This is a genomic window from Paenibacillus durus ATCC 35681, from assembly GCF_000993825.1.
GTDB classification, from domain to species: Bacteria; Bacillota; Bacilli; order Paenibacillales; family Paenibacillaceae; genus Paenibacillus_AQ; species Paenibacillus_AQ durus_B.
Window position 1 is genome coordinate 1,811,524 of sequence record NZ_CP011114.1, and the last position, 12,958, is coordinate 1,824,481.

14 protein-coding genes are annotated in these 12,958 nt (G+C 51.1%); 10 read left to right on the top strand and 4 right to left on the bottom strand.

The genetic code is table 11. From position 1 onward, the window contains the following. The first annotated feature begins 14 nt into the window (after positions 1-14). The 6 genes from VK70_RS08150 (at position 15) to VK70_RS08170 (ending at position 5,393) form a co-directional block, all read left to right on the top strand. Positions 15-944, top strand: coding sequence for an ABC transporter permease (locus VK70_RS08150; protein WP_046723109.1), 930 nt, complete (start codon positions 15-17; stop codon positions 942-944). Further along, positions 928-1,722, top strand: coding sequence for an ABC transporter ATP-binding protein (locus VK70_RS08155; protein WP_025695539.1), 795 nt, complete (start codon positions 928-930; stop codon positions 1,720-1,722). The genes VK70_RS08150 and VK70_RS08155 overlap by 17 nt, the downstream gene beginning before the upstream one ends. A 154-nt stretch (positions 1,723-1,876) precedes the next feature. Next, positions 1,877-2,017, top strand: a complete 141-nt coding sequence (locus tag VK70_RS28250) for a hypothetical protein (RefSeq protein WP_155986905.1) — start codon at positions 1,877-1,879, stop codon at positions 2,015-2,017. Positions 2,018-2,066: 49 nt separating this feature from the next. Further along, the gene (locus VK70_RS08160) at positions 2,067-3,065 is read left to right on the top strand and encodes an aldose 1-epimerase (RefSeq protein WP_025695538.1); all 999 of its coding nucleotides are present in this window, start codon (positions 2,067-2,069) and stop codon (positions 3,063-3,065) included. A 35-nt stretch (positions 3,066-3,100) separates the two neighbouring features. Beyond that, positions 3,101-3,769: a TraX family protein gene (locus tag VK70_RS08165; protein ID WP_025695537.1), complete on the top strand. Its 669-nt coding sequence runs from the start codon at positions 3,101-3,103 to the stop codon at positions 3,767-3,769. Positions 3,770-3,878: 109 nt separating this feature from the next. After that, positions 3,879-5,393: a copper amine oxidase N-terminal domain-containing protein gene (locus VK70_RS08170; RefSeq protein WP_046723111.1), complete on the top strand. Its 1,515-nt coding sequence runs from the start codon at positions 3,879-3,881 to the stop codon at positions 5,391-5,393. A 112-nt stretch (positions 5,394-5,505) separates the two neighbouring features. On the opposite strand, the gene VK70_RS08175 is transcribed toward VK70_RS08170, so the two are convergent. Continuing rightward, positions 5,506-6,918 (bottom strand): metallophosphoesterase, encoded by a 1,413-nt coding sequence (locus VK70_RS08175; RefSeq protein ID WP_025695000.1) that lies wholly within the window; start codon positions 6,916-6,918, stop codon positions 5,506-5,508. A gap of 142 nt (positions 6,919-7,060) precedes the next feature. Here VK70_RS08175 and VK70_RS08180 point away from each other — a divergent pair, with 142 nt between their 5' ends. Next, positions 7,061-7,660: a nitroreductase family protein gene (locus VK70_RS08180; protein WP_025694999.1), complete on the top strand. Its 600-nt coding sequence runs from the start codon at positions 7,061-7,063 to the stop codon at positions 7,658-7,660. Positions 7,661-7,798: 138 nt separating this feature from the next. Here the strand turns inward: VK70_RS08180 and VK70_RS08185 are convergent, their stop codons facing one another. Continuing rightward, positions 7,799-8,893, bottom strand: coding sequence for a peptidylprolyl isomerase (locus VK70_RS08185; RefSeq protein ID WP_046723114.1), 1,095 nt, complete (start codon positions 8,891-8,893; stop codon positions 7,799-7,801). A 196-nt stretch (positions 8,894-9,089) separates the two neighbouring features. Continuing rightward, positions 9,090-9,428, bottom strand: coding sequence for a hypothetical protein (locus tag VK70_RS08190; protein WP_025694654.1), 339 nt, complete (start codon positions 9,426-9,428; stop codon positions 9,090-9,092). A gap of 189 nt (positions 9,429-9,617) precedes the next feature. On the opposite strand from VK70_RS08190, the gene VK70_RS08195 reads away from it, so the two are divergent. Continuing rightward, positions 9,618-10,715, top strand: a complete 1,098-nt coding sequence (locus tag VK70_RS08195; protein WP_025694653.1) for a lactonase family protein — start codon at positions 9,618-9,620, stop codon at positions 10,713-10,715. 123 nt (positions 10,716-10,838) lie between these two features. Here the strand turns inward: VK70_RS08195 and VK70_RS08200 are convergent, their stop codons facing one another. Continuing rightward, positions 10,839-11,060, bottom strand: a complete 222-nt coding sequence (locus VK70_RS08200; RefSeq protein ID WP_025694652.1) for an RNA chaperone Hfq — start codon at positions 11,058-11,060, stop codon at positions 10,839-10,841. 112 nt (positions 11,061-11,172) lie between these two features. On the opposite strand from VK70_RS08200, the gene VK70_RS08205 reads away from it, so the two are divergent. Continuing rightward, positions 11,173-11,820 carry a phosphatase PAP2 family protein gene (locus tag VK70_RS08205; protein ID WP_025694651.1) on the top strand — a complete coding sequence of 216 codons (648 nt, stop codon included), beginning with the start codon at positions 11,173-11,175 and terminating at the stop codon, positions 11,818-11,820. 93 nt (positions 11,821-11,913) lie between these two features. Continuing rightward, positions 11,914-12,948 carry an FUSC family protein gene (locus VK70_RS08210; RefSeq protein WP_025694650.1) on the top strand — a complete coding sequence of 345 codons (1,035 nt, stop codon included), beginning with the start codon at positions 11,914-11,916 and terminating at the stop codon, positions 12,946-12,948. The last annotated feature ends 10 nt before the right edge of the window (positions 12,949-12,958 follow it).

Below are 12,958 nucleotides of genomic sequence, written 5' to 3' on the forward strand. Positions count from 1 at the left end.
AGGAGGAAGTCATCATGTGGAATTCAATGCTTGGAGCGGTGGAACTGGGGCTGCTTTATGCTTTAATGGCTTTAGGTGTATATATTACGTTTCGGATTTTAGATTTTCCGGATTTGACGGTTGATGGCAGCTTTGCCACTGGCGGCGCTATTGCCGCCGTTATGATCACCCACGGCTATTCGCCGTGGCTGGCTACGCTCGGGGCGCTCGCCGGCGGTATTCTTGCCGGACTGTGCACTGGCCTGCTGCATACTAAAGGGAAGATTAATGGACTGCTGTCGGGGATATTAATGATGATCGCCCTTTATTCGATTAATTTGCGGATCTTGGGCAAGCCCAATGTGTCGCTGATGGGCGAGACCACGCTGATTTCCTTGATGAATCCGCTGTATGTCATGCCGTTCGTCGTTCTCGCCGTCAAGCTGCTGATGGATGTGTTCCTGCGCACCGATCTGGGACTTGCTCTGCGGGCGACGGGAGACAACTCGCGGATGATTCGCAGCTTCGGTGTGAACACGGACAGTACAACGATTCTCGGCATCAGCCTGTCGAACGGGCTGGTGGCGCTCTCTGGAGCACTCATTGCCCAGTACCAGGCCTTTGCCGATTCCTCAATGGGCATCGGGATGATCGTTATCGGCCTTGCCTCCGTTATTATCGGCGAAGCAATCTTTGGCTCACGCAGCGTGTTCCGCGCGACGCTGGCGGTTGTGCTTGGCTCGATTGTGTACCGGATTGTTGTCGCACTTGCGCTGAGGGTGGAATGGCTTGACGCCTCTGATCTTAGATTGATAACGGCTATTATCGTAATAATCGCCTTGGTGTTCCCATCGGTGCAGCGCTTCCTCAAGCAAAAGAACAACGCCCGCAAGCGTACGGCTGAGCTGGCCGAGCAAGCCTTGAAGGGTAAGAGAGGGGGTGCTGCTGATGCTAAAGCTCGATAACGTATCCAAGCTGTTCAATCCGGGCACGCCGGACGAGAAAATTGCGCTGCTCGGCCTCGACCTGGAGCTGAATCCGGGTGATTTCGTAACGATCATCGGCAGCAACGGAGCCGGGAAGTCGACGATGATGAATATTATTTCCGGTGTCATGAAGCCGGATCTCGGCGAGGTCCTCATCGAAGGAAGCTCGATCAGCCATTTGCCCGAGCATCAGCGCAGCCGCTGGATCGGGCGGGTCTTTCAGGATCCGATGGCCGGCACGTCTCCCCATATGACCATCGAAGAGAATCTGGCAATGGCTTACAAGCGCGGCAAGAGCAGAGGTCTGTCCATCGGCGTATCCTCCTCGAAGCGGACGTTGTTCCGCGAAGAGCTTCAGCGGCTTGGCATCGGCCTGGAGAATCGTCTGCGGGCGAAGGTGGGTCTCTTGTCGGGAGGAGAAAGACAGGCGCTCAGCCTGCTGATGGCCACCTTTACGAAGCCGCAAATCTTGCTGCTGGACGAGCATACGGCTGCCCTCGATCCAGCCAGAGCGGATCTGATTACGCAGCTGACTGAATCCATTGTCCGGGAGATGAAGCTGACAACGCTGATGGTAACCCATAATATGGAGCAGGCCATCCGGCTAGGCAATCGGCTTATTATGATGGACAAAGGACAGATTATCCTTGATATCGACGAGAAGCGTAAAAAGGACCTGACGGTAGAACGTCTTCTAGGTGAATTCGAGACCATCAGCGGACACAAGCTGGCGGACGACCGAATCGTGCTGGGCTAAGCCAGTCAGCTTCACTGCAACTCGGATGCTTGTTCCGGATTACCGGTACATGCATCCTTTTTTTCTTTCCATCATAAGGAAATAAAATCGAAAATCGGGTAGGATATAGTAAAGACAAGACAAAAGGAAATTCCGTAAAAGAATGGTCCGGCGGATGAAAATCAAGGACTTAGATAACGGAAGACAAATGATCGATATGGTGCTGTCCGCTCCCGACCGCGATTTTTGCACCGAAATCTATTATGATTTAAAGGATATTGAGTACATCTTGAGCGTCGAAGTGGAGCAGTTATAAGCTATCATTAGTGAAAGCAATTACATTATTTAGAAACCGGGGTGATCCAGTGGATATTGAGGCATATGAAGGACAATTTGAGGGAGAAGATGCGGTATGGCTCAGAGTCGGGCGTTATGAAGCGGCGGTGCTGCCGGGGATCGGCGGCAACTTGATTGCGTTCCGTGATACCCAGAGCGGTTATCGCTTCCTGCGCGAACCGGGAACGGAAGGTATGGATGCTTTTAAAGAAAGCCCTGGAGTGTACGGGATTCCCGTGCTGTTCCCGCCGAATCGGTATGAGGACGGAAAATTTCCTTGGAACGGACAAGTATATCGTCTGCCGATTAACGAGAAAGCAACCGGCAACCATATACACGGTTTTTTATATACGGCGGCTTGGCAGGTGGAAGACTTCGGGACCGGGAAGAACGAGAGCTATGTTACCGTAGCGGTAAAAGTGGACGAGAATCATCCATCTTACACATATTTGCCGCATCAATACACCGTTAAGCTGCGCTACGGCCTGTCGGAAGCGGGACTGTCCCAACAAGTCCTGATTCACAATAACGGGGATGAGGCAATGCCGTGCCTGCTGGCCTTCCATACGGCGGTCAACGCTCCGTTTGCCCGGGAAAGTGCCGCGAGCGATTACCGTGTGAAGTTAACGATCGGTGATCGGTGGGAGCTTAATGAGCGAATGCTTCCGACGGGGAATTATCAGCCTCTAACGCCTAAAGAGACAGAGCTTCGGGAAGAAGGCGTATACCCGTTCTTTGCTCCGCTTGACAACCATTATACAGCCGTCCCGCAAAATGGGCGCAACCGGATGGAGCTTACTGATACCAAACTCGGCGTGACCCTGGTGTATGATGTGGGCACATCCTACAAGCAGTGGATGATCTGGAACAACGGGGCGACGGAGGGCTTTTTCTGCCCCGAGCCGCAGATTAATCTGGTCAATGCGCCGAATGTGCAGCTGCCGGGCGAAGAAATCGGCTTGTTCAGTCTGCAGCCGGGCGAGTATTGGGAAGAAACCGCGAGATTGTATGTAAAGAAAACAATATAACGGATTTTAGCTCAAGAACTATTTGGAGGAATGACATGCAGCTTATTGCCATGCTAACTATGCTGATTGATCATATCGGATATATCTTTTTTCCCCAGGATCTTGGGTGGCGGTATATCGGAAGAATTGCGTTCCCCATCTATTGTTATGCGCTTGTCCAGGGGCATCTCTATACCTCCTCCAAGTCCCGATACGTGCTGCGGCTGCTCATTATCGCGCTGATCGCGCAAATTCCGTACAATTTGGCCCTTGATCCGGGAGGACTGAATGTCGTCTTTACGCTGCTTCTTTCCGAGCTCGTGCTAATTGCGCTGGACAAGCTGCCCAAACTGTGGATGGGCATTGCGGCTGCAGCTCCGATCCTTTGGGTAATGGACCATTATCCCCTTGATTATAATGCGTACGGGCTGCTGCTGGTGCTGATCTTCCGCTATGCCCGTTCGTACAGGCTCGTGCTTGCGCATCTGGCGCTGAATGTAATTTATATGTTCTATTATGGCTGGACGATTCAAATGTTGAGTCTATTGCCGACCCTGGTGATTGCATACGGCCCCGAGCTTTGGGTATACCTGCAAAAGCGTCGCGTTCCGCGCTGGGTTTGGTGGTCATTTTATCCGGGGCACTTGGCTGTACTTGCCATCATCCGGCTGTTATATTATGGCGAATTACCGGAAATGGACTGGAGAAGTATTTTCGTTATGTAAAAGTATGTAAAATCGGTATGCCCTATCCATTTACAGAATATCCCTCACCTGAGATAATAACTTTGCATGTCTAAAGCATGTCTAAATCAAAAGAGAGAAGAGGGATTCAATGAGAAATGTGAAAAAAAGAGCGAAGTGGCTGCTGCCAATCTTGGCGCTGCTGCTTGTGCTTGCGGGATGTCAAACGGTAGGCGGCCTGGATTTAAATAAGGCGCTGCTCGGCAATCTCGACGTAAAATCGGCGGAGGAGAGCGTGTCCTTCTCTCTGAACGCGGTCCCGGCACCGGGAATCAGCGCCGAAGATCAGAAAATCATCGACCTTATCAATTCCTTCACATTAAACGTAAGTCATTTGAAGCTGCAAGAGGGCGGGGATATTTCTGCCAGCGGGACACTTGGCTATAAGCAGGCCAGCATTCCATTTACTTTTTACATGAGCAAGACGGTGCTCGCCTTGAACGTTGAAGGAGCCAAGAAACCTTTCTATTTCCCGATGGAGGGTTATAATCAGGAACTGACGGCTGCCGGACTTGATGTAGAGAAGGCGGAAGGTCTCAACAAGCTGATAAGCCAGTTTGTAATCAAGAATCTTCCCAATCCGTCCGCAATCAACGTAACCCCGGTTAACGAAGCTGTGTATGGCGAATCTTTGAACCTGATGAAGGTGCATGCCGAAGTAACGGGAGAAGAGCTGCCTGGACTGTTAAAAGCTTTCCTGAAATCCGTATCAAAGGATACGGAGGGCTTTACCGAACTGATCAGCGGTCTGTACGATTATTTGCTGCCGGTGCTGAAGCAGGAGTCGACAACGGATATGCTGAGCAGCATTGGGCTGGGTGACGTTCCGATAGAAAATAAAGCGGAGGTCGTTACCGTGCTTCATGATGCGGCCAAGCTGGCGGTCGATACGGTTCTTCTGGTGTATGACAAGCAGCTCAACAAGCTGTATGAATCGGCCCCCGAAATTAAGACCGTTCTTAGCAAGGATACGAAGCTTCAGGCTGATCTGTTCGTGGACAGCTCCCTGCACGTTCGCAAGCAGAACCTGAGTCTGAATGTGGCACTGCCGAACGACGTAGGCATTCCAATCCGGAGCATTTCCTTCAAGACGGAAACCCAGGTATGGAACATTAACGGTCCGGTCAAGGCCGACCCGATCGCAACAGAGGGCGCTTTGAACGTTATGGAGACGGAGCTTACACCGGGCGTGGTTCTGCGCAATTTTGGTACAGATTCCACAGCTTACCGTGTACTTAAAGACGATCTTGGCATTACGAAAAAATCGGTTGTGATTGACCCGGAAACGGATTATTCCGATGCCGTTGTTAAAGGGACGACGACGATGATTCCCCTTCGTTATTTGGCCGCCGAGCTGGATGCCCAGGTAGAATGGGACGCGGCATCCAAGCGGATCACAGTTACCGACGATATTTATGGAACGACGATCGTCCTGAAAGCAGGCTCGAAGGATGCCGTTATAGACGGTGCGAAAGTCAAGCTGCCCCAGCCGGTTTATTTTGACCAATACGGCAGAGGCTATGTGCCGCTGCGCAGCGTAGCCGAGGCTCTTCATGCCCAGGTGAAAGTGGACGACGAAGGCCTGATTTATATTACGCGCGATTAGACTTTCATATCTGTACTGAATAAGCCCTGCCGCTTCCTTAACGCAGTATGCGTCGAAGCGGCAGGGTTTTTGATTTTAGGTGAAGCAGCCCCGGCGATACAGGCAATAAGGCTTAAGGCTGCTCGCGGTTCAGAATAATCTCAAGAGAGGTATTGCTCAGCGCTTTAGGCTGGGCCATGCTGCGGATGTAGCGCGGAAGAAAGCCCTTATTGACGGTTGACCACAGCTTAAATCCATGGAGCATCAGCAGATCGCCGCTGCCGCTGCCTGCTGTTCCGGCAAAATACCGCACGTTGAGCCGGGCCATCGCATCTGCCATTTCCCGCTTGTCCCGATCGCTGAACTTACTGTCCCTCAGACTCTTATAGGCCTTCTTATATGAGCTTCCCATGAAGCTCTGCTCCGCATATTTCTTGAACGACAGCAACCGGGGATCGGTGAGACCGGCAGATGAAGCCCAGCCTTCCACATCTACAGGCGTTGATTGGTAAGTCGTCCTGCCGGTCATCGGATCGAAGGTCATTGCCCCGTATTGATGCGGATTGACCGCCAAGGCGCTTGTTGCTATATCGTATACAGCTTTTTTGTCCGCAATTTCGGAGTCGCCGTCCGTAAGCTTTCGCCGGATGTCCTGCATATGGATATGGCCGGATAATACGAGGTTTAGTCCGTTTTTCTGCAGATTCTTCAGCACCTGTCCGCTGTTATTGACCTTGAATCCGGGAATATTGATATCGCTATGATCGAGTATATTGTGGTGCATGACCGTAAGAACTCTGGCGTTCTCCTCCGTTGCCGTTTGCACGCAGCTGTCGATCCAGGCAAGAGTGGAGGGGAGGACACGCCCGTCCGTCTGCGGATGCCCCAGCCTCCGGTTATTATCATATTGGATGCTGTCAATCATAAGCAGCCAGAGACCGGGAGCCGCTCTGACCGCATAGCTCAGGGTTTGCCGGTCGCGGGACAAGGCCTCATCGTAACCAAAGCGCCTATAAATATCTGTAAAATCTTTATCCGTAATACTTTCCGTCACGACTTGCCGGTCACCCTTAAAAGCCCTGGCCCATGGATTGAACAAATCGTGGTTGCCCGGTATAACGTAAACGGATGTGCCTTGTTCCTCGATTCGCGCCAATTTTCTTGCGAGCGATTTATGGCTTGCGCGTTCCCCATTATTAGTTAAGTCACCGCTTAAAATAATGAAATCCGGTTTCTTAATTCCCGCTTCATATACAAAAGCATCCAGAATTTCATCTATATAGGGAAGCTGTTTACCGTCGCCCGAAGATACGAACGATTGAAAAGCAGTTCCGTCGTCATGAAGGCTTTTATCATGATAATGCAGATCCGTGGCCTCCCAGAACTGAACGGGGCTCAGAGGTCCGTCGGCAGGAATAGCCGCATGGTTCTTCATGGTTCCGCCTTCGCAGCCATTCAATGACACGGAGAGCAGAAGAATGGGAAAGCAGAGGCAGTACAGCCGCCAATTTCTTTTATGCCGAACAGGGATTGAAGAATAGAACATGTGGTAACCTCCAATAATGTAACGTAGTTGTATTGTATCCGAATTTCCTATTTCAAAAAATAAACGGAAGCATTGCATTGCCGGAAGAAATGTATTAAGATATAGAAAAGTAAGCAACTAAAAAAATGGAGGAAATAATCTTATGTCTAATAATTACTTTGATGCTGTGAAAAAAAGACGCTCCGTATACGCAATCAGCAAGGAACTGCCGGTATCCGCGGAAAAAGTACAAGAAATCGTAGAGCAGGCGGTTCTGCACAGCCCGTCCTCCTTTAACTCCCAAAGTGCCAGAGCCGTTGTCCTGTTCGGCGAGCAGCACGACAAGCTGTGGGACATCACTTCCAATACGCTGCGCCAAATCGTGCCTACCGAGCAATTTGAAGGTACTGCCCAGAAAATGGCTGCATTCAAAGCCGGAGCAGGTACGGTTCTCTTTTTTGAAGATCAGGCCGTCGTTGAGCAGCTGCAAACAAACTTTGCTGCCTATGCCGATAATTTCCCGATCTGGTCCAACCAGTCTTCCGGTATGCTCCAGCATGTCGTATGGACCGCTCTCGCAGAAGCCGGCGTAGGCGCTTCCCTGCAGCACTACAACCCGCTGATCGACGAAGAAGTGAAATCGACATGGGAACTCCCGGCAAAATGGAAGCTGATTGCTCAAATGCCTTTCGGCGGCATCGTGACCGCTCCCGGCGAGAAAGAGTTCCAGCCTGTTGAAGACCGTGTAAAGGTGTTTAAATAAGACGGTTCCATGTCCTCGCGGGAAGAAAATCGGTAAGAGCAGCATAGATTAAGTCCCCCGCTTAGGATCTTCTTCAATGTAAAAAAAGCAAAAAGGACAGGCGACGGATCGCTTGTCCTTTTTGTCCAGGCTTGCTTATTATTGAGCAGCGGCGCTTGCTTCCGGCTTAGCGGAGGCTTCCGGCGCTGCAGAGGCATCCGGCTTCTTGGCGTCGGCCAGAGTGTTCGTAATTTTCGCTCCCGAGGTCAAAGTCTGCATCCAGGTGCCGGACATTTCATTGACTTTCTGGGAAATCAGCGTTTTGCGGATTTCTTCCTTGGATTTCTCCAAAGTTGGTGTAACAGCGTCCTTGTGGTCCGTTACTTTGATGATGTGGTAGCCATACTGACTCTTGACAGGCTCGCTTACTTCGCCGACCTTCATTTTGAAGGCCGCGTTCGAGAATTCGGCAACCATATCGCTGCGTTTGAAGAAACCTAGATCGCCGCCTTTGTCCTTGGAGCCGGGATCTCCCGACTTCTCCTTGGCCAATGCCGCGAAGTCTCCCCCGGATTTGAGCTGCTTCTCGATCGCATCGGCTTCTTCTTTCGTCTTAACTAGAATATGGGAAGCGCGAACTTGTTCTTCCGAACCGAGCGATGCTTTGTTTTCATTAAAGTACGTTTGGATATCTTTATCGGTAATCTTGACTTTTGGCTCAAGCAGCTTGCGAATCTTAACCTGAAGCGGCAGCTGCTCCTTGAGAACGTCCATCGTCATACCGCTTTGGGAAAGTGCGGAATTCAGTCCTTCTTCGCCGCCGAACTGCTTCTTGAGGTCTTCGATTTCATTATTAATATCGGCATCGGTAACGGTAATTTTGGCTTTCGCGGCTTCCTGATCAACAAGCTCCTGGGTAATCATAGATTGCAGCGTCGACTCGCCGCCGGCTTGCACCAGCTTGTCGTACAGCTCGTTCTTGGTAATATCTTGGCCGTTTACGGTGGCGACTGCAGCTTCACCGTCGGCCTTCTGGAACGTCGGATAAATCAATACAACAACAAGCGCGGCCGCCAGCACAATCGAGGCGATCATCCAGCCTTTGCCTCCCTTGGATTGGGCCGGTGCGTCCGCCGACGGTACGCCAATCTTGTCCATAACAGGGATTTCCTGTTGAGTATTTTCGACTGCGGCTTCCTCCGATTTCGTGGGGATATCCTGGTGCTCTCTCTCGTTCAAATTCTTCTCATCCATTGTAACAATGACTCCCTTCAGTTATAGGTGTTGCCTGTCTGCATACAACTTTACCAGAATTCAGCCCTCCAAACCTTAAGAAGACATAAAAAAACGGATATTCTTTTTAAGAAAACCTTAATTAACGCCAAAAAAGCCGGAAAATCACGGTTTCCCATGATTTTCCGGCTTCAAGAGGTTAAATGCGGCAGCTGCTTCAAGAAACCATGCCGCCAAGAAGCTGGCGAATGGACTCCTGCTTTCTTTTAGGGATGCGTACCCGCTTGGCGTATCCGCCTTTTTCCCCGAAATAGATGCAGTCGTCCTCGATGGAGCTGATCTTCTTCAGGTTGACATAAACTCCGCCCTGAACATGAAAATAGCTCGAAGATTTCAGCAGCCGGTCGAGCTGCTCGGCAGACATTCTCTTTTTAATATTATAGTTTCTGCCGTGAAAGATGACCAGGTCATGATTGCCGACCTTAAAGAACAGAACGTTCGTTTCCACCTCGAAGTCCTCATATACGTTTCCGGCTTCCAGTAGAATGCTGTTCATTCCTGTTCCCCCTTTAGACATTATGTTAGCGCTTCCATTATAACATGAGGTTCTTTTCCTGAGAAGGTTAATTTTTAAAATAATTTTTTAAAATAATTGTTGTAATAATACCCATACGATTTGTCATGGACAAAGAAAAAATGTAAATTATAAAAAGCACAGCTTAAAGCAAAGAGGAGGAATAATAATATGATCGAACCATCCAAGCTGCTCCTGTTCACAGGATCTTATTCCGGGGCCGGGGAGAGCGGTATTCATGTGTTTCAAATGGACCCGAGCGGAGGCACCCTGACATTGCTTGACGAAGTAAAGGGGATTGCGAACCCGACATTCGTCAATGTTAATGCGCAGGGACATCTTCTGTATGCCATTGGTGACAAGCTGAACGGTGAAGGAGTAAAGGAAGGGGAAGTGGCTGCATATGCAATCGACCCGGCGTCCGGGGTGCTGACGGAGATCAGCCGAACGGGAACGATGCCCGCCGAAGGAAAGAAGCAGACGAGCACCTGCCATATTACCCGGGATGCTGGTAGCCGGTATCTCATCGTCACGAGTTATCATGGCGGGAACATTGGGCTGGTCTCCCTTGACGGCGAAGGACATACGGTACGGCTGACCGGCAGCGCCGTCCATACGGGGCATGGTCATCATCCGGAAAGGCAGGACCGGCCCCATCCGCATTCGGCGACATTCAGCCCGGATGAACGGTTTCTGTTTGTCTGCGACTTGGGGCTGGACGTGATCAGGGCTTACACGATTAATTATGAGAAGGGAACGTTAGAACCGCACGGGGACACCAAGCTTCACCCGGGAGCCGGCCCCCGTCATTTTGCTTTTCATCCGGACGGACATTCCGCGTATGTTATCAATGAAGTGGATTCTACGATTACTTCCTTTACATATGAAGCCGGAAGCGGCACGCTTAGAACGGTTCTCACCGTGCCTACACTTCCGAAAGACTTCGCCCTGGAAAATACGTGTGCGGAGATCGCGCTGTCACCCGACGGGCGGTACCTGTACGGATCAAATCGCGGGCATGACAGCATTGTCGTATTTGCGGTCAATCCGGCAACGGCAGAGCTTGACTTTGTTGAGCATGTGTCCACCCGCGGCGGCCATCCGCGCCATTTTGCGCTGACGCCTGACGGCGGCTACCTCATCGTTGCCAACCGGGACGCCAATAATCTGGTCGTCTTTGCACGGGACAATGAAAGCGGGCGGCTGACGTTTACCGGAAACGAGGCGGCGGTGTCAAAGCCCGTCTGCATTAAACCGGCTTTGTTCTAAGAAATCTGCCAATCATGGGCAGCGGACGAGAACAACGGAGAAAACGCCGGGCTACTAAGACCGGCGTTTTCTGCTGAAACAGTAGGAAAGGGCAGAAGAAAGCAAAATGGCACGCAAGCAACACTACCTTAGTGATACCGGCCTTAACGGCACAATGGTGGATACGGCAGATTTGAACAGCACATTCTGTCTGCCGTCGCTTTGACCCTGCAAGGTTAACGTGTAAGCGTCATACGCGGTCATAATGCCCTGGATTTTTACTCCGTTCGTTGTAAAGATTGTTAGCGGAATCTTGGTCTGAACGAATTGGCTCAGCATGCGTTCCTGCAGCTTTTGAATTTCCACTTTGGCAGCACTCCATCTTTTTATAGTTGACTACTTTACCAAGTATAGCATGGAGAAGGTATCCTCTGGAAACGGGCTCTGTTCGTAATATGTACTCAGGAGGCAATAGAGAATGATTTCTTGGCATTGGTCCAGGGGTTTCAAGCTTTTCCTGCTGTTTGCGGTCATCTTCGGGCTGATCGCCGTTCTGGTCGCATATAATTACACGGCAGCGTTTGATGAGCGGATTATTCATCTTGTCCAGTCCGCCGAATCGCCTGCGCTTACGTCTGCAGCCAAGACGCTGTCCTTGGTCGGGTCGTCCAAGATCGTCATCGGTCTGTCGCTCGTTATTATGGCTGCTCTGTTTCTGTTTTTTAAGCACCGTTTGGAGCTGCTGCTGTTTCTGTGGGTAGGTGTGACTTCAAATATGCTCAACACCGTACTAAAAGACTCTATTCACAGGGAGCGGCCGAACATTCACCGGATTATCGAGGAGCCCGGCTTCAGCTTCCCAAGCGGCCATTCGATGGCCGCCTTCTCGGTGTATGGCGCGCTGACCTTTCTGCTATGGCGCCATTTGCATTCTTCTGCCGCCAGGGTTCTGCTGGTCGCCGCCTGCTTCCTCATGACGGCTGCAATCGGCTGGAGCCGGATTTACCTCGGCGTGCATTTTCCGAGCGATGTAATCGGCGGATACGCCGCAAGCTGCGCCTGGCTGATGCTGTCCATCGCTTGGTTCGAGTCTTTGCGCGCTTTCCTGAAGAAGCACAAGAAATAAGACGCGAAAAAGCCGGATACCCCGGGAAGGATATCCGGCTTACATTTTCAGTATTTCCCAAATTGATATAAGAAACAATAGGAGGGATAGGCCGTGAATTTTGGCGCCCGCGTACTAAAAACGGGGCTTGCGGTAACACTTGCCCTATATCTCGCCACGCTGCTGAAGTTCCCCTCGCCGACAGGCGCGGGTATAGCGGCCATATTCGCATTGCAGCCGTCGATCTACAGATCCTGGCGGCATTTTCTCGACCAGATTCAGACCAGTACAATCGGTGCGGTTATGGCGCTGCTTGGCGGCATGCTGCTGTCCAATCAGCCCATTGCGGTGGGGATTGTCTCCATTCTGGTTATTATGCTCAGCATGAAGATGAACCGGGCGGACACCATCGGGCTGACCCTGGTCACAGTCATATCCGTGATGGATGCATCCGGGCAGTGGCAGTTTGCGCTTAACCGGTTTTTGATGATCATGACGGGGGTTGTGTCCGCTTTCTTCATTAACATCCTGGTAATTCCTCCGAAGCCGCGGAAGCAGTACATCAATCAGATTGAGAATGTCTTTTCCAGCCTGTCCCTGCTGCTGCGGACCGCCGTCTCCCATGAAATGAAAGAGAGCGTGTTCCGGGACGAGAAGAACTCCCTTGAAGGCTCAATCCGCTCACTGGCTGACAAATACGCCCTCTTTGAAGAAGAACAAAAAAAGCTGCGAAAGCCTAAGTACAGCGAGACCAGGCAAATGGTAGTTTACAAAAATTTGCTTTCATCCTTGCAAAAAGGCTACGAAGTACTGGATGCGATAGACCGGCATTACTTTCAAGCGGAGCGCAGCCAAGAGACCAACGCAGTGTTCGACCGGCATCTGGAGCTGCTGATCAAATACCATGAGCATATTCTGCTGAAGTTCCAGGATAAGATCAAACCGGGCATTTCGGAGACGGGGCCGCTGGAAGATGATAATGACAGCTTTCTGGAGTCGGTGGTTCAGGGCTATGAGCTCGGTAATCCAAGCCGGCTTCGGCTGGCGGTTGTCGCAGGCGCGGTCTATGATTACGGCTATCAGCTGGAACGCCTCGACAGGGTTGCGGATCAAATTAACCGAGGCTCTGAGGAAAAAGACAAGCTGTGACCCCGCGAGA

Coding starts and splice junctions, on each gene's coding strand:
- VK70_RS08150 (WP_046723109.1), top strand. CDS start 15: ATGTGGAATTCAATGCTTGGAGCGGTGGAACTGGGGCTGCTTTATGCT.
- VK70_RS08155 (WP_025695539.1), top strand. CDS start 928: ATGCTAAAGCTCGATAACGTATCCAAGCTGTTCAATCCGGGCACGCCG.
- VK70_RS28250 (WP_155986905.1), top strand. CDS start 1,877: ATGAAAATCAAGGACTTAGATAACGGAAGACAAATGATCGATATGGTG.
- VK70_RS08165 (WP_025695537.1), top strand. CDS start 3,101: ATGCAGCTTATTGCCATGCTAACTATGCTGATTGATCATATCGGATAT.
- VK70_RS08170 (WP_046723111.1), top strand. CDS start 3,879: ATGAGAAATGTGAAAAAAAGAGCGAAGTGGCTGCTGCCAATCTTGGCG.
- VK70_RS08175 (WP_025695000.1), bottom strand. CDS start 6,918: ATGTTCTATTCTTCAATCCCTGTTCGGCATAAAAGAAATTGGCGGCTG.
- VK70_RS08180 (WP_025694999.1), top strand. CDS start 7,061: ATGTCTAATAATTACTTTGATGCTGTGAAAAAAAGACGCTCCGTATAC.
- VK70_RS08185 (WP_046723114.1), bottom strand. CDS start 8,893: ATGGATGAGAAGAATTTGAACGAGAGAGAGCACCAGGATATCCCCACG.
- VK70_RS08190 (WP_025694654.1), bottom strand. CDS start 9,428: ATGAACAGCATTCTACTGGAAGCCGGAAACGTATATGAGGACTTCGAG.
- VK70_RS08195 (WP_025694653.1), top strand. CDS start 9,618: ATGATCGAACCATCCAAGCTGCTCCTGTTCACAGGATCTTATTCCGGG.
- VK70_RS08205 (WP_025694651.1), top strand. CDS start 11,173: ATGATTTCTTGGCATTGGTCCAGGGGTTTCAAGCTTTTCCTGCTGTTT.